This is a genomic window from Ruegeria sp. BC2 (assembly GCF_056539245.1).
In genome coordinates this window covers 385,915-400,641 of the sequence record NZ_JBQFUQ010000001.1, presented here as the reverse complement: position 1 = coordinate 400,641, position 14,727 = coordinate 385,915, and the positions used below count along the sequence as shown (strand labels likewise).

The following is a 14,727-nucleotide window of genomic DNA, read 5'->3' as shown; positions in this document are numbered from 1 at the left end:
GCTCAGGTGGCGTGTTCCGCATCCTTCGGCTGCGGCGTGACCAGACGATAGCATGCGATTGCGGACCAGAAGCTGCACAGGGTGAGGAAAGCGACCGCCAGTGCGACCTCGTTCATATGCGCAACCGCCGCCAACCCGGCCGACCCGACAATCGCCACGAGTCTGCAAATGCTCTTGATCGCGGCAGACGCCTTGACCCGCTGTTCCTTGGGCGCGGTGTCGATGAAATACAGCTTGCGTGCACTGCCGATGCCGGTTGTCGCGACGGTCGCCACGAACAGGGCGATCGCGTGCAGGTGAACGTCGTGGTCAAGATGCAAATAGTGAACCGCAACCAGAACGACGCCCGTCACCCCCACCATCAACGACCCGGCCACCATGACCGCCCGGTGTGATTTCATGTTCACGAGCTGCCACAGGGGCGCGGCGACCAGATAGCCGGTCGCCGACGAAATGATCAACGCCGTTAGCCCCTTGGCCGAACCATGATGCGCCTCGGCTGCGATCAATGCAAAGAACGGCACCGACAGAGAAACCCCGACCAGCGGCAGCCGCATGGTCAGATACCGCCGGAACCAGGCGAATTCGAACATGGCCCGAGCGTCCAACAGGAACTGCCCCGCCGCTCGGCGACCGGTTTGCGCCTGGGGTTGCGACCGCGACAGTTCCGCCAGGGCAAGAATGGACAATCCGGACAGCACAAAGAACCCGGCAGACACCGCGATTACGGTCGAGTGACGTGAGAATGGCGGGTTGTCCGAAGTCAGATGATGCAACGTCAGTGTCAGCCCGATGGCCCCAAGCCCCCCTGCCCCCAGTTGAAGATAGCTCATCCAGATCCGGGATTTCGAGCGCAGGTGATCCCCCCAAAGGTCAGTGAACATCAGCGCCTGGACCTCTTCGATCATACCGATTGCAAAGAAGGCCAAGACGAAGGCCGCAGCCACCATGGGCGAGCCCCCGATCGCCGCAACCACGATCGCTGCCAGGAGGCACGCACCAATCGCGATCTCGGTCAGGGCGATGGAACGTTTCTTTTGCTGCTTCGCGGACACAGGGACCGCAAAGAACATGTCCGAAATCATGTTGCCTGCCTGACGCACGGAAACCAGCGCCCCGGCAAGAAACATGGGCATTTCCAGTGAGACCGCCAGAAACGGCAATACGATCGAAGGGCTGCCCATCGTCCACGCCACCTGGGACAGCACGCTTTGGCTTGCCAGAACCGGCACATTTCGCCGCTCCAATTCCGTGGATTTGCCTGTCATGTCCTGTCGTGCCGGCCCCGACCCGTCTGTCGCAAGGTCTCTGCCAGCTCCTTTCCGCGCGGTTCAACCCCAAGGGTATGCGCAGGACCCACATGCGCCAAGGACCAAGTGAGCCGCGGTCAAAAAAAGAAACCCGGCCGTGTTCGGCCGGGCTCCAAAAACAACCGAGAGCGGCGCTTAGAGTTGCGCCATCACCTCGTCGGTGGCCTCGAAATTGGTGGTCACGCGTTGAACGTCGTCATCGTCCTCAAGTGCTTCCACCAGCTTCATCAGGCGCTGCATGTCCTCAAGGCCCAATTCGGTGGTGGTGGTGGGTTTCCACACCAGCTTGGTGGATTCAGATTCACCCAGAGCCGCCTCGAGCGCGCTGGACACTTCGTTCAGGTCGGTATCCGCACACCAGATGATATGACCGTCTTCCGAGCTCTCCACATCCTCGGCCCCAGCCTCGATGGCCGCCTCGAAGATCGTGTCGGCATCGCCCGCCGATGCGGGATAAATCACTTCGCCCTTCCGGTCGAACATGAACCCGACTGAGCCGGTCTCGCCCAGGTTTCCGCCATTCTTGGAAAAGGTCGAACGCACGTTCGACGCAGTACGGTTGCGGTTGTCGGTCATCGCCTCGACGATCACGGCCACACCGTTGGGACCATAGCCTTCGTACCGGATTTCTTCGTAATCCTCACCGTCGCCCGCCTGGGATTTCTTGATCGCGCGTTCGATCACGTCCTTCGGCACCGAGTTCGACTTGGCCTCTTTGACCGCCAGACGCAAGCGCGGGTTCTTGTCGGGATCGGGGTCGCCCATCTTGGCGGCCACGGTGATCTCTTTCGACAGCTTGGAAAACAGCTTGGACCGCGCGGCGTCCTGGCGCCCCTTGCGGTGCTGGATGTTGGCCCATTTTGAGTGGCCTGCCATGTTGCGTCCTCGTAATCGTGATTGCGTATTCGGCGCACATATAGACGTTTGCGGGGCAAAGGATCAAGACACCCGCTTGCTCGTGCAGTCAGCGCGTTTATGGTGGCCCAATGACGACAGATCAGATCATTCTCTTTGCACTCTTTATTACCGTATTCGGTCTGCTGCTGTGGGGTCGGTTCCGCTATGACCTTGTGGCGTTTGCCGCCTTGATGGTCGGCGTGATACTGGGTGTTGTGCCGGTTGACAAAGCCTTTGCAGGGTTCGGCCATCCGGCCACGATCATAGTGGCGCTGGTGCTTGTGGTCTCGGCCGGGTTGGTGCGGTCGGGTGCGGTGTTCCTGATCACCCGCACGCTGGTCGATGCCTCGCGGGGCCTCGGCGCGCATATCGCACTGATGGGTGGGATCGGAGCCGTACTATCCGCCTTCATGAACAACGTGGCGGCGCTTGCGCTGCTGATGCCTGTCGACATTCAGACCGCGCGAAAGGCCGGACGTTCAGTTGGGCTGACGCTGATGCCGCTGAGCTTTGCCACCATTCTGGGCGGCATGGCAACATTGATCGGCACACCGCCCAACATCATCATCGCGTCGATCCGGCAGGAAACCCTGGGCGAGCCGTTCCACATGTTCGATTTCGCCCCGGTTGGCGGGCTGGCGGCCATCGCAGGTCTGGCCTTCGTCGCCCTGATCGGCTGGCGGCTGATCCCCAACCGCGGCGAACAGACCGAGAGTTCGGAAACGCTGGCGGAATACATCGCCGAACTGACAATCCCGGCCGAGTCACCCCATATCGGCAAACGCGTCGCCGAGCTGGACGAGGTGGCCGAGAAATCCGACGTCGCCATCATCGGCCTGATCCGGGACGGCAAGCGCCGCTATGGCCGGGCGGCAAACGCGATCCTTCAGGAAGGTGACGCGCTGGTGCTGGAAGCCAGCCCCGAGGCGCTGGACGAGTTCCGCGCCGCGCTGAACCTGGATTTCTCGGATGCCCGCCGGCAAGAGCTGCTGACCGCGGCCGGCGACGGGTTGGAGGTGATCGAAGTCGTCGTACCCGAAAGCGCCCGCATCAATGGCCGTACGGCACAGGGGCTGGGGCTGGCCTGGCGGCAGAACACGATCCTGATGGGCATTTCCCGCCAAGGCCGGCGCATCACCCAACAGGTCCGCAAGACCGAGGTACAGCCGGGCGACATCCTGCTGTTGCTGTGCCCGCGCGACCGGGGCGCGGACGTGACCGAGTGGCTCGGCTGCCTGCCTCTGGCCCAACGCGGCCTGAACGTGACCGCGAATGACAAAGCGTGGCTGGCCATCGGCCTGTTCGCCGCTGCCGTTCTGGCCGCCAGCATCGGCCTGATCTACCTGCCCATTGCGCTGGGGCTTGTAGTGATCGCCTATGTCCTGACCAAGATCATCCCGATTACCGAGATCTACAATCAGATCGAATGGCCGGTCGTGGTCCTGCTAGGCTCGATGATTCCGCTGGGCAGCGCGCTGGAAAGCTCGGGCGGGACGGAACTGATCGCGAATGCGCTGGTCCAACTGACCGACGGCCTGCCGGCCTGGGCCATTCTGACGGTTCTGATGGTCGTGACCATGACGCTGTCGGACGTGCTGAACAACACCGCAACCGCAATCGTGGCCGCGCCGGTGGGCATCCAGATGGCGCGCACGCTCGAGGTTTCGCCCGATCCCTTCCTGATGACGGTCGCGGTGGCCGCCTCGGCGGCGTTCCTCACCCCGATCGGGCACAAGAACAATACGCTGGTGCTGGGGCCCGGCGGCTATCGTTTTGGCGATTATTGGCGCATGGGTCTGCCCCTGGAAATTCTGATCGTGGCGGTTTCGGTGCCGGCGATCCTCGTGTTCTGGCCGCTGTGAGGGCTTGCGTGACCGGCGGACCGCGCGCTAAGGGCAGCGCATGAAACGCTTTCTGATCCTGCAGCTGCGCGCCGAGACCGATGCCTCGGATGCCGAATATGCCTCGATCCTGAACCGGTCCGGGCTGACGCCCGAGCGCACCCACCGCATCCGGCTGGATTGCGAGGCCCTGCCCGGAGGTCTTGACGTGACCGACTATGCCGGCGTGATCGTGGGCGGCGGGCCGGGCTGCGTCAGCGACGACCCGGCCAGCAAATCTCAGATGGATGCCCGGATCGAGGGTGCGATCATGGGGCTGATGCCGCAGATCACGGCGCACGATCATCCTTTCATGGGCTGCTGTTATGGCCTGGGTATTCTGGCCGCGCATCTGGGCGCGCCGGTCAGCAAGGACCGCTATGGCGAGCCGGTAGGTCCGTCGCGCTGCCACCTGACCGAGGATGGCGCCCGCGACCCGCTGACCGCCGGTCTCGAACCCGAATTCGATGCCTTCGTCGGCCACAAAGAGGCAGTGCAGGCCCTGCCCGCGGGCTGCGTGCATCTGGTCGCGTCAGACCCCTGCCCGTTCCAGATGATCCGCTGGGGCCAGAATGTCTATGCCACGCAGTTCCACCCCGAAGCCGACGCCAAGGACTTTGAGCAGCGCATCCACATCTACAAGGACCACGGCTATTTCCGTCCCGAGGACGCCCAGCCGCTGATCGAACGCTGCCACGCGGCCGAGGTCACGCAGCCCGGCGAAATCCTGCGCCGTTTCGCCCAGCGCTACGGGTGACCCAACGGCGCGGTTGCCTGACCGGGGACCGCGCGCTTAGGTTGGACCGAAACGACTTTGGGAGGGGTTGTTTTGGATCTTCTGATAAACGTGGGCCTGCCGGTTTCGCTGGCCATCATCATGCTGTCTTTGGGCATCGGGCTTGAGGCGGCGGATTTCCGGCGCGTGATCAGTCGGCGTTATCCGTTTGCGATCGGCGCGGTCTGCCAGGTCGTTCTGCTGCCGGTCGCGGCCTTCGTCACGGTCAAGCTGTTCGCGCTGCCGCCAGCGATTGCGGTCGGGTTCATGCTGCTCAGCTTTTGCCCGGGCGGTGTCACCAGCAACATTCTGTCGAAGCTGGCGAAGGCCGATGTGGCGCTGTCGGTCAGCCTGACGGCGGTGATCAGCCTGCTGTCGATCGTCACGGTGCCGGTTCTGGCGGCCTGGTCGATCGACCACTTCATGGGCGAAGACGCGCCCGAGGTGTCGATCAGCGGTTTGGCGCTGGCGATGTTCCTGATCACCACCCTGCCCGTCGCCATCGGCGTTGGCCTGCGCCATTTTGCAACCGGTTTTGCCAACCGGATCGACGGCCCCCTTTCGAAACTGGCCACCATCCTGTTCGTGCTGATCGTGATCGCTGCGCTGGCTGGAAACTGGCAACTGTTCGTCGACAATCTGGGCATCATGGGCGCCGGGCTGATCTCGCTGAACCTCGCGCTGCTGCTGATCGGATTGGGGCTGGCGCGGGCGGCGAAACTGTCGTGGAATGAGGCCAAGACCATCTCGATCGAAACCGGCATCCAGAACTCGACCCTAGGCATCACGCTGGCGGCCCTGATCACGGGAACCGAAAGCGGCTTCAGCCCGCTGGCCCTGCCCTCGGCCGTCTACGGGATCACAATGTACGCCGTCGCGATCCCCTTCATCGCCTGGTACCGCAACCGCTGAAAGGACAGAGCATGACCGAAAACACTGCTGATGCGATCGTCGTGGGCGGCGGGCTGGCCGGGCTGGCCGCGGCAGCCGAACTGGGTGACCGCGGCAAGAAGGTGATCGTGCTGGACCAGGAACCCGAGCATTTCCTGGGCGGTCAGGCATTCTGGAGCCTTGGCGGCCTGTTCATGGTCGACACGCCCGAGCAGCGCCGTATGGGTATCCGCGACAGCCGCGACCTGGCCCTGCGCGACTGGATGGGCAGCGCCCAGTTCGACCGGGACGAGGACGCCTGGCCCCGCAAATGGGCCGAGGCCTATGTCGAATTCGCCGCCGGCGAGATGCGCCCCTGGCTGCACCAGATGGGCCTGCGCTGGTTTCCCGTGGTCGGCTGGGCGGAACGCGGCGGGTCCTATGCCGACGGTCACGGCAACTCGGTCCCGCGGTTCCATATCACCTGGGGCACCGGCCCGGGCGTGCTGGAGCATTTCATCCGCCGGGTCCGCGAGCATGTCAGCGCCGGCCTGATCCAGTTGAAGTTCCGCCATCAGGTCAGTCACATCATCATGCAGAACGGCGAGGCCAAGGGCGTCTCGGGCGAGGTTCTGGCCGATGACGCGGCCCAGCGCGGCGGCAAGACCAACCGCGACGAAGTGGGCGAGTTCGAGGTCTACGCCCCATCGGTCATCGTCACCTCGGGCGGGATCGGCGGCAATTTCGAGATGGTGCGCCAGAGTTGGCCCCGCGACCGCCTGGGCGAACCGCCCAAGGACATGGTGGCGGGTGTGCCCTTCCATGTGGATGGTCGGATGATCGCGATCAGTGAAAAGGCCGGCGGCCACGTGATCAACGGCGACCGAATGTGGCACTACACCGAAGGCGTGCGCAACTGGGACCCGATCTGGCCCGCGCATGGTATCCGCATCCTGCCCGGCCCCAGCTCCATGTGGTTCGATGCGCGCGGCAACCGGCTGCAGCCCCCCTGCCTGCCCGGGTTCGACACGCTGGGCACCCTGCGCGAGATCCTGAAAACCGGCTATGAATACAGTTGGTTCGTTCTGACCCAGAAGGTCATCAAGAAAGAATTCGCGCTGTCCGGGTCTGAACAGAACCCCGATTTCACCTCGGGCAGTTGGAAGGAAGTGATCCGTCAGCGGGTCCTTTCGGGGTCGAAGGCCACCGGGCCGGTCGAAGCGTTCAAGGAAAAGGGCGAGGATTTCGTTGTCGCCAACACGCTGACCGAACTGGTGAACGGGATGAACCATCTGGGCGGCGGCCTGATCGACGAGGCGCATCTGCGCGCCCAGATCGAAGCCCGCGATTCACAGGTGGACAATCCGTTCTCGAAAGATGCTCAGATGATGGCGATCCTGGCGGCGCGGAACTATCGCGGTGACAAGCTGATCCGCACCGCCAAACCGCACAAGTTCCTCGATCCGAAAAACGGCCCGCTGATCGCGGTCAAGCTGCATGTGCTGACCCGCAAGACGCTGGGTGGTTTGCAGACCAATCTGGACAGTCAGATGATCGGGGCGGACGGCCACATGGTGCCCGGCCTGTTCGCGGCCGGCGAAGTCGCGGGTTTCGGCGGCGGGGGCTATCACGGCTACAACGCGCTCGAGGGCACGTTCCTGGGCGGATGCATCTTCTCGGGCCGCAATGCCGGGCGGTCGAGGGCCGTCGCCTGACGGCCCTTGGGCATTATTGGTCGCGGCGGAACTGCAGAACCGGTTCACCTGCCGCATCGAGAAGAACCAGAGTGTCCCCGCGCTGAACAAAGCTTGCGACCTTTGGCAGAGCGGCAAGGAATTCCCGCTCAACCTCGTCCAGCGGCGGCGGGCAGGCCATCAGAGTGGCGGCCATGTTGTCGGGGAAGGAAATCGACTTGCCCGATATCTCGGCCTGTCCGCTGAACCGGTTGCAACCGCCTGTTCCCCCAAAGGCTCCGCCCTCGGCAAAGGTAATCTGCGGGCGTTTCTCGGTGTCCAGCGCAACGCCGTTCACCTCGGTTGCGGTCCATTGCGTGTTCTCAAGCATCGCCGCACCCCGTTCCTGCACCTTGACCATGACCAGATCGACCGAGTTTCCGGCGTCGTTGGTCAGAACCGGGTAAGCGGTATCGGTGGTGAACAGCAGCTTGCCGTCCTGATGCACCGAGGCTCGCACCACATAGCGGTGCCGATCCTGAATCAACGCGTCGTCATAGGTCAGCGCGAACTGGGCAGGCACGCCCGTCAAAGCATAGCGCTGCGCAGCCAGCGTGACGGCTGGCGCGTCAGCCAGTGAAACGTCCTGCAGTTCGACGAACAGGGTTGCCCCGGGCGGAACCGCGATACGTTCGCGATATGTGGCTGTTCCCTCGACGGTCCCCGCCTGGGCGGCGCCCCACACGGCTGCCCACAACGCGGTTCCTGCCAGCAGGCTTTTTGCGGTTTGCATTGTCCGATCCCTTTGTCACCAGTTTCCAGCACAAAAGATCGGGACATCAGCGCGATTTACAAGGTTTTTCAGTTCCAAGCGGCAAATTCGTGCCGGAGATCAAAGCGGCCAGAGGAAGGGGATGATCAGCGAAGCCAGCAATCCAACCGTCAGGTTCAGCGGAATCCCGACCTTCATGAAGTCCGTGAACCGGTACCCGCCGGGGCCGTAGACCATCATGTTGGTCTGATACCCGATCGGCGTTGCAAACGAGGCCGAAGCCGCGACCATCACCGCAACCACCAGCGGCCGCGGATCCACCCCCACAGCCTGCGCCAGACCGATGGCGATCGGCGTCACGACAACCGCCACCGCGTTGTTCGAGACCAGTTCCGTCAGCACAGAGGTCAGCAGATAGATCGCCCAGACGATGAGGAACGGCGGCAGGTTGGCAAAGGACGGTGCAATCGCGTTGGCGATCAGGGTGACCGCACCCGAGCTGTCCAGCGCAGCCCCGATCGCCAGCATGGCAAAGATCAGCGCTAGCAGACGGCCTTCGACAAAGGAAAACGCCTCGTCCGCGTCGATGCATCGCGTCAGCAGCACAACCGCAACCGCCAGAATCGACAGCAGGAAAATCGGCGCCACGCCGAGCGCCGCCAACACCACGATCCCAATCAGCGCAGCAATCGCGATCGGAGCATGACCGCGCCGGAAGGCGCGGGCCGACGGCTGGGTGACGTCGACCATGTCCATGTCGGCAGCCAGTTTGCTGATATCGGCCGGCGAGCCTTCGAGCAGCAGCGTATCACCGACCCGGACGACCAGATCGTCAAGTTGCCCCCCGATATTCTGATTTCGCCGGTGCACGGCCAAGACGTAAACCCCATAGCGACGACGCAGCCGCAACGCACCCAATGTGCGCCCGACCATGCGACAACCGGGGGTGATCAGAACCTCAACCGTACGTGTTTCGACCGCCGAAACTTGATCAACGCGCTTGAGTTCCTTGTTGCTTTGCAGGCTCAGCAGCTCGGTCATTTCCGTGCGCAACACCACGCGGTCACCGACCTTCAGTTCGACCCCTTTCAGGTTCCGCCGCAACGACTCGTCGCCGCGTATCACGTCGATGAGCCGCACGCCTGGACGTTTGAACAGCTGCACGCCGGTCACTTCACGGCCGATCAGGTTGCTGTCGGGCGGAATGACTGCTTCGGTGAAGAATTTCATCTTCGACCGATCGCTGAGCATGGTTGCCATGCTGTCACGCTCGGGAAGAAGGCGCGGCGCGATGAAGCGCAGGTAAATCATGCCGTAGATGACAAGAATGATGCCCAACGGCGTGACCTCGAAAATCGTGAAGGCCGGCAGGCCCTGTGCCCGGGCCACACCATCGACCAACAGGTTCGTCGAGGTTCCGATCAGGGTCAGCGTCCCGCCGAGAATCGCAGCGTAGCTGAGCGGGATCAGCAGCTTCGACGCTGAAATATTCAGCGTGCGGGCAATCTGGATGAACACCGGGATCATCACGACGACGACGGGCGTGTTCGACACGACCGCCGAGGCCAGGACGACAAATGCCATCAGCAAACCGATGGCAATGCGCGGGTTGACCTGCGCCTGTTTCTGCGCCGTCGCTGTAAAGGCGTGCAGGGCACCGGTCCGGACGAGGGCGCCCATGATGATGAACATCGCCGCGATGGTCCAGGGCGCCGGGTTCGACAGAACCGCCAGTGCGCTTTGGTAGGGAAGCACGCCGGTGACCAGCATCACCGAAACGCCGCCTATGGCAACGACCTCGGTCGGATAGACCTCGCGCATGAACATGATGAACATGCCCGCAACAACCGCCAGCGCAAGTATCGCGCTGCCCATATCTGACAATTGAAGGAGTTGCATTCGTGGTGTTCTGTCCGAAACCTGCCCCGGCCCAAGCGCCTGTGGATCAGTTTCACGTATTGCAGGCTGCAGAGCAAGCCTGACGTGCGTTCACGGTGCTGCCTGCTGCAGGCGCCCGCCAACCCGGACCATGCTGATCGTCTTGGCTTGCCCGTCACGGTCATCAGTTTCTACGAAAACGCCGCTAAGCGTCGCTTCGCCATTGGCCGGGGTGAACCGAGCCTTGGGCATCCCCGTGATGAAGCGGCGCATCGGCTCCTGCTTGTCCATTCCGATCACCGAGTCATAGTCGCCGCACATGCCCGCATCGGTCAGGTAAGCGGTACCGCCGGGCAGGATCTGGGCATCGGCGGTCGGAACATGGGTATGGGTTCCCACGACAAGGCTGGCGCGTCCGTCGCAGTAGTGGCCCATGGCCATCTTCTCCGAAGTCGCCTCGCAATGCATGTCCACGATGATGGCCTGCGCCTGACCGCCCCGCGGGTGGGACTTCAGGATCGGTTCCACCGCCGAGAACGGATCGTCGAACGGCCGTTTCATGAACACCTGTCCCAGCACCTGAACCACCAACACCTTGCGTCCGCCCGGCGCGGTGAACAGTCGATGTCCGCGACCGGGAGCACCCTTGGCGAAATTCACAGGGCGCACGATCCGGGGTTCGCGTTCGATGAATTGCAGCATGTCTTTCTGGTCGAAAGCGTGGTCGCCCAACGTCAGACAATCTGCGCCCGACTCCAGCAGCAGCTTGGCATGATCGCCGGTCAACCCCATGCCGTTCGAGGCATTCTCGCCGTTGACCACCACGAAATCCAGCCGCCACTCGTCGCGCAGACGGGGCAGATGCTGTTGAACTGCGGCGCGGCCCGCGCGCCCCATCACGTCACCCAGGAACAAGATTCTCATATCGCGGTCCTAGGCCCTGCAAACGGCAATAACAAGGCGGAACGATGCAATTCGCGGGCCGCATGCGGGTTGAATTCCGGTGGAAACCTGCAATTCTGGCGCAACCGGTTTTTTTTCACTCGGAGATTTCGATGAAACGCATAGTCCTGACCGCAGCTGTCTCTCTCGCTATCTCGGGCAGCTTTGCTCACGCGACAACCAAGACCACAATGGCAAATCCGGCTGCGACCTTCTGCATCGAAAACGGCGGCGAGTATCAGATCCGCAAGAACTCCGATGGATCGGAATACGGCGTGTGCATCCTTGAGGATGGAACCGAGGTTGATGCCTGGGACTATCTGCGGAGCCACTTTGAGAACTGACGCCTAAAACGTCAGGACCCTGGTCTCGGTAACGATCATGTCCAGCGGCTGGTCCGTCGGTTCCAGCGGCAAGGCTTCGGCCTCTTGCGCGTCGAAGGCGAAACCGATGGCCAATGTCGGGTGTTTGGCGCGTAGCCCTTCTAGCGTGCGGTCATAAAACCCGCCCCCATAGCCCAATCGCCCGCCTTGCGGATCGAATGCCACAAGGGGCACGATCAGGATTTCAGGGTCAAAATAGTCGTCCGTCTCGGGCACCTTGGCGCCAAATGGACCATCTTTCAGCGGCCCTTCGGGTGTCCAGCGCGAAAACCGCAGAGGCCGTCCGGCGCCTTGGATGACCGGAACACCCACGGGACCATAGGCTGCGGCCTCGGCCATCGCGGGCAGAGGGTCGATTTCGGTGCGGATCGGCATGTAGCCAGTCAGCGGAACCCCACGAAATCCGGCCAGCACCTCGGACAGGCGGCCCGCGGCGGCCGGCGGCCCCGCGTCAAAGGCCGCTTTGCGTCGGGCAAAGGCAGCCTTGCGCGCTGCGGCCTTGATTTCGGTCAGATCGGTCACAGCAGCACCACGCTTGCAAGCCCTAGAAAGATGAAGAACCCCATCACATCCGTCGTCGTCGTAACGAAGGTTCCCGAGGCCAATGCCGGGTCTACACCCAGGCGATCCAGCACCACCGGTACTACCGTACCCGCGAACCCGGCGATGATCATGTTCACGACCAAGGCGGAACCGATCACGACACCCAGCAGCGGGGATTCAAACCACATCATCCCCACCGTCCCCAGAACGATGGCGAAACACAGCCCATTCAACATGCCCACCAGCAATTCTCGGCGGATGACTCGCGCCACGTTCGAGCCCGTCAGGTCGCGGGTCGCCAACGCCCGCACGGCAACGGTCAGCGACTGTGTTCCGGCGTTGCCACCCATCGAGGCAACGATGGGCATCAGAATTGCCAGCGCCACGATCTGCTCGATTGCCGCCTCGAACTGTGAAATCACCAGCGAGGCACAAATTGCGGTACACAGGTTGACCGTCAGCCAGGGCAAACGACGACGACTGGTTGCTGCAACACTGTCTGAAATCGAGCTGTCATCACTGACACCTGCCAGTCGCAGCATGTCTTCCTCGATTTCTTCATCCAGAACGGCCATCGCGTCGTCAATCGTGATGACCCCGACCAGCCGTTTGTCACTGTCCACCACCGGCGCGGAAATCAGGTGGTATTGGTTGAAAGCATAGGCAACGTCTTCTTCATCCTGATCGACCGGGATGACGTGGAACTCGTCCTCGGCGATGTCCTGCAACTTGGTATCGCGCCGCGCGGCCATCAACTTGCCCAACATGACTTGCGCCACCGGCTTCAGCCGCGGATCGACCAGAACAACGTGATAAAACTGCTCGGGCAGATCGTCCTGCGAGCGCATGTAGTCGATCGCCTGCCCGACCGTCCAATGATCGGGAGCCATGACCACCTCGCGCTGCATCAGTCGGCCTGCCGAGTTCTCAGGATAGGCCAGCGCCTGCAGGGCAGCGATGCGTTCCGAGGCCTCAAGGGCCTCCAGCACCGCTTCCTGCTGCGGCTCCTCCAGATCCTCCAGAAGGTCCACGACATCGTCGCTTTCCATCTCGCGGACCGCTTCGGCCAGAACGTCGGGTCGCAGAACTCCAATGACCTCTTCGCGGACGGATTCGTCCAGTTCAGACAGAATGTCCCCGTCGAATTCCCGGTCATACAGGCGGATCAGCCGCGCCCGGTCGTAGGGGTTGATCTGTTCCAGAAGGTCGGCAATATCGGCCGCGTGCAGCGGCTCCATCAGCTCGATCAGCTTCTCGCGATCCTCGACATCCACGGCGTAAAGGATTGCGGCCACCGTTCGCCGGTCCAGCGCATAGACGTCGTCATCGCGGGAGGGGTCGGTTCTGTTGTCTTCGGTGCCGGTCGTCATGCGCTGCCCCTTGTTCTGGGAATTGGCCCCTAAATAGAAGAAGCTGCTACCGGAAAACAATGACAATGGCGCGATTTACCCGCATCTTTCACATGCCTATGCTGCAAGCCGGATTCACCAAGGCGGAGATCACGGCGGATGGCGCAAAAGAAGCTTCTGACAGGGCGCGTACTGAGTTTCGAACACTCCCCCTTCGAAACGCAACCGGATCAGGCGGTCCGGCTGCACGAAGCCGTTCTGATCGAGGGCGGGAAAATCCGGGAGTTGGGAAGTACCGCTGATTTGCAAACCGCGCACCCCGAGGCGGCCATTCATCACCATGGCGAAAACCTGATCCTGGCTGGTTTCATCGACCCCCATGTCCACTACCCCCAGACGGCGATGATCGCGAGTTGGGGCAAACGGCTGATTGATTGGCTGAACACCTACACTTTTCCAGAAGAGATGAAGTTCGGTGATGCAGACTACGCTGCCGAGATTTCGAACCGATATCTTGACCTGACCGCCGCACACGGCACCACGACCATGTGCAGTTTCTGCACCATTCATCCCGAAAGCGTCGATGCCTTTTTCACGGCCGCCCAGCAGCGCGGTCAGCGTGTCGTGGCCGGGAAGACCTGCATGGACCGCAACGCGCCCGAAGGTCTTCGGGACACGGCCCAAACAGCCTATGACCAGTCGAAGGCTCTGATCGGAAAATGGCAAGGTGTCGACCGGATTTCCTATGCGATCACGCCGCGGTTTTCCCCGACCTCGACCCCCGAACAACTTGAGGCGATGGGTGCGCTGTGGGCAGAACACCCAGATTGCCTCATGCAGACGCATCTCAGCGAGCAGACGGACGAAATCGAATGGGTTCGGTCGCTGTTCCCCGAGGCGCGCGACTACTTGGACACCTATGAAAAATTCGGACTGCTCGGCGCGAACGGCCTCTATGGTCACGTGATCCATCTGGAACCGCGCGAGCGAGACCGCCTGCGTGAGGTCGATGCGTCGCTGATCCATTGCCCCACCTCGAACACTTTCATCGGTTCGGGTCTGTTCGATTTGCACGGGCTGATGCGGGATGGCCATCGTATCGGCCTGGCAACCGACACCGGCGGCGGGTCCAGCTTTTCCATGTTGCGGACCATGGCGGCCGCCTATGAAATCGGCCAATTGCGCGGACATCCGCTGCACCCGGCGCAACTGCTGTGGCTGGGCACCGCAGGCTCGGCCCGGTCGCTGCGGATGGACGACCGCATCGGCAATATCGCCCCCGGAATGGAGGCGGACCTGATCGTGCTCGACCTCGCCTCGACCCCCGCGATTGCCCAGCGAGAGGCCAATGCCCAGTCCCTTTGGGAGGCGGTGTTCCCGACAATAATGATGGGAGATGACCGCGCCATCGCCGATGTGTGGATCGGCGGACGGCGCGTTTCGACCTGAAGGCAG

At 62.4% G+C, this 14,727-nt stretch carries 13 protein-coding genes; 6 read left to right on the top strand and 7 right to left on the bottom strand.

What is annotated here, in order from left to right; all coding sequences use genetic code 11:
* Nucleotides 1–2: 2 nt before the first annotated feature.
* Nucleotides 3–1,268 (bottom strand): permease, encoded by a 1,266-nt coding sequence (locus tag ACR0CU_RS01965; protein ID WP_170444808.1) that lies wholly within the window; start codon nucleotides 1,266–1,268, stop codon nucleotides 3–5.
* A 177-nt stretch (nucleotides 1,269–1,445) separates the two neighbouring features.
* Nucleotides 1,446–2,186, bottom strand: coding sequence for a YebC/PmpR family DNA-binding transcriptional regulator (locus tag ACR0CU_RS01960; protein WP_170340180.1), 741 nt, complete (start codon nucleotides 2,184–2,186; stop codon nucleotides 1,446–1,448).
* Nucleotides 2,187–2,296: 110 nt separating this feature from the next.
* Here ACR0CU_RS01960 and ACR0CU_RS01955 point away from each other — a divergent pair, with 110 nt between their 5' ends.
* The 4 genes from ACR0CU_RS01955 to ACR0CU_RS01940 all read left to right on the top strand — a co-directional run bounded on the left by ACR0CU_RS01955 (nucleotide 2,297) and on the right by ACR0CU_RS01940 (nucleotide 7,447).
* Complete coding sequence (locus ACR0CU_RS01955) at nucleotides 2,297–4,069, top strand: SLC13 family permease (protein ID WP_170365637.1); 1,773 nt, start codon at nucleotides 2,297–2,299, stop codon at nucleotides 4,067–4,069.
* Between the two features lie 40 nt (nucleotides 4,070–4,109).
* Nucleotides 4,110–4,844: a glutamine amidotransferase gene (locus ACR0CU_RS01950; RefSeq protein ID WP_480642351.1), complete on the top strand. Its 735-nt coding sequence runs from the start codon at nucleotides 4,110–4,112 to the stop codon at nucleotides 4,842–4,844.
* 72 nt (nucleotides 4,845–4,916) lie between these two features.
* Nucleotides 4,917–5,774 carry a bile acid:sodium symporter family protein gene (locus ACR0CU_RS01945; protein WP_170365633.1) on the top strand — a complete coding sequence of 286 codons (858 nt, stop codon included), beginning with the start codon at nucleotides 4,917–4,919 and terminating at the stop codon, nucleotides 5,772–5,774.
* A gap of 11 nt (nucleotides 5,775–5,785) precedes the next feature.
* On the top strand, nucleotides 5,786–7,447 hold the full coding sequence (locus ACR0CU_RS01940) for an FAD-binding dehydrogenase (protein WP_170357224.1): 1,662 nt from the start codon (nucleotides 5,786–5,788) through the stop codon (nucleotides 7,445–7,447).
* Nucleotides 7,448–7,460: 13 nt separating this feature from the next.
* Here the strand turns inward: ACR0CU_RS01940 and ACR0CU_RS01935 are convergent, their stop codons facing one another.
* The 3 genes from ACR0CU_RS01935 to ACR0CU_RS01925 form a co-directional block, all read right to left on the bottom strand.
* Nucleotides 7,461–8,198, bottom strand: a complete 738-nt coding sequence (locus tag ACR0CU_RS01935) for a YbaY family lipoprotein (protein ID WP_170444802.1) — start codon at nucleotides 8,196–8,198, stop codon at nucleotides 7,461–7,463.
* 99 nt (nucleotides 8,199–8,297) lie between these two features.
* A complete protein-coding gene (locus ACR0CU_RS01930; protein ID WP_170365626.1) occupies nucleotides 8,298–10,076 on the bottom strand; it encodes an SLC13 family permease in 1,779 nt (592 codons plus the stop codon).
* A 90-nt stretch (nucleotides 10,077–10,166) separates the two neighbouring features.
* Nucleotides 10,167–10,979 carry a TIGR00282 family metallophosphoesterase gene (locus ACR0CU_RS01925; protein ID WP_170357221.1) on the bottom strand — a complete coding sequence of 271 codons (813 nt, stop codon included), beginning with the start codon at nucleotides 10,977–10,979 and terminating at the stop codon, nucleotides 10,167–10,169.
* A gap of 131 nt (nucleotides 10,980–11,110) precedes the next feature.
* On the opposite strand from ACR0CU_RS01925, the gene ACR0CU_RS01920 reads away from it, so the two are divergent.
* Nucleotides 11,111–11,341, top strand: coding sequence for a putative hemolysin (locus ACR0CU_RS01920; protein ID WP_170460460.1), 231 nt, complete (start codon nucleotides 11,111–11,113; stop codon nucleotides 11,339–11,341).
* Nucleotides 11,342–11,344: 3 nt separating this feature from the next.
* Here the strand turns inward: ACR0CU_RS01920 and ACR0CU_RS01915 are convergent, their stop codons facing one another.
* On the bottom strand, nucleotides 11,345–11,902 hold the full coding sequence (locus ACR0CU_RS01915) for a 5-formyltetrahydrofolate cyclo-ligase (protein WP_480642348.1): 558 nt from the start codon (nucleotides 11,900–11,902) through the stop codon (nucleotides 11,345–11,347).
* A complete protein-coding gene (mgtE, locus tag ACR0CU_RS01910; protein ID WP_480642346.1) occupies nucleotides 11,899–13,293 on the bottom strand; it encodes a magnesium transporter in 1,395 nt (464 codons plus the stop codon). The genes ACR0CU_RS01915 and mgtE overlap by 4 nt, the downstream gene beginning before the upstream one ends.
* A 138-nt stretch (nucleotides 13,294–13,431) precedes the next feature.
* Here mgtE and guaD point away from each other — a divergent pair, with 138 nt between their 5' ends.
* A complete protein-coding gene (gene guaD / locus ACR0CU_RS01905; RefSeq protein ID WP_480642344.1) occupies nucleotides 13,432–14,721 on the top strand; it encodes a guanine deaminase in 1,290 nt (429 codons plus the stop codon).
* The last annotated feature ends 6 nt before the right edge of the window (nucleotides 14,722–14,727 follow it).

Coding starts and splice junctions, on each gene's coding strand:
- ACR0CU_RS01925 (WP_170357221.1), bottom strand. CDS start 10,979: ATGAGAATCTTGTTCCTGGGTGACGTGATGGGGCGCGCGGGCCGCGCC.
- ACR0CU_RS01940 (WP_170357224.1), top strand. CDS start 5,786: ATGACCGAAAACACTGCTGATGCGATCGTCGTGGGCGGCGGGCTGGCC.
- ACR0CU_RS01930 (WP_170365626.1), bottom strand. CDS start 10,076: ATGCAACTCCTTCAATTGTCAGATATGGGCAGCGCGATACTTGCGCTG.
- ACR0CU_RS01950 (WP_480642351.1), top strand. CDS start 4,110: ATGAAACGCTTTCTGATCCTGCAGCTGCGCGCCGAGACCGATGCCTCG.
- mgtE (WP_480642346.1), bottom strand. CDS start 13,293: ATGACGACCGGCACCGAAGACAACAGAACCGACCCCTCCCGCGATGAC.
- ACR0CU_RS01965 (WP_170444808.1), bottom strand. CDS start 1,268: ATGACAGGCAAATCCACGGAATTGGAGCGGCGAAATGTGCCGGTTCTG.
- guaD (WP_480642344.1), top strand. CDS start 13,432: ATGGCGCAAAAGAAGCTTCTGACAGGGCGCGTACTGAGTTTCGAACAC.
- ACR0CU_RS01935 (WP_170444802.1), bottom strand. CDS start 8,198: ATGCAAACCGCAAAAAGCCTGCTGGCAGGAACCGCGTTGTGGGCAGCC.
- ACR0CU_RS01960 (WP_170340180.1), bottom strand. CDS start 2,186: ATGGCAGGCCACTCAAAATGGGCCAACATCCAGCACCGCAAGGGGCGC.
- ACR0CU_RS01920 (WP_170460460.1), top strand. CDS start 11,111: ATGAAACGCATAGTCCTGACCGCAGCTGTCTCTCTCGCTATCTCGGGC.
- ACR0CU_RS01955 (WP_170365637.1), top strand. CDS start 2,297: ATGACGACAGATCAGATCATTCTCTTTGCACTCTTTATTACCGTATTC.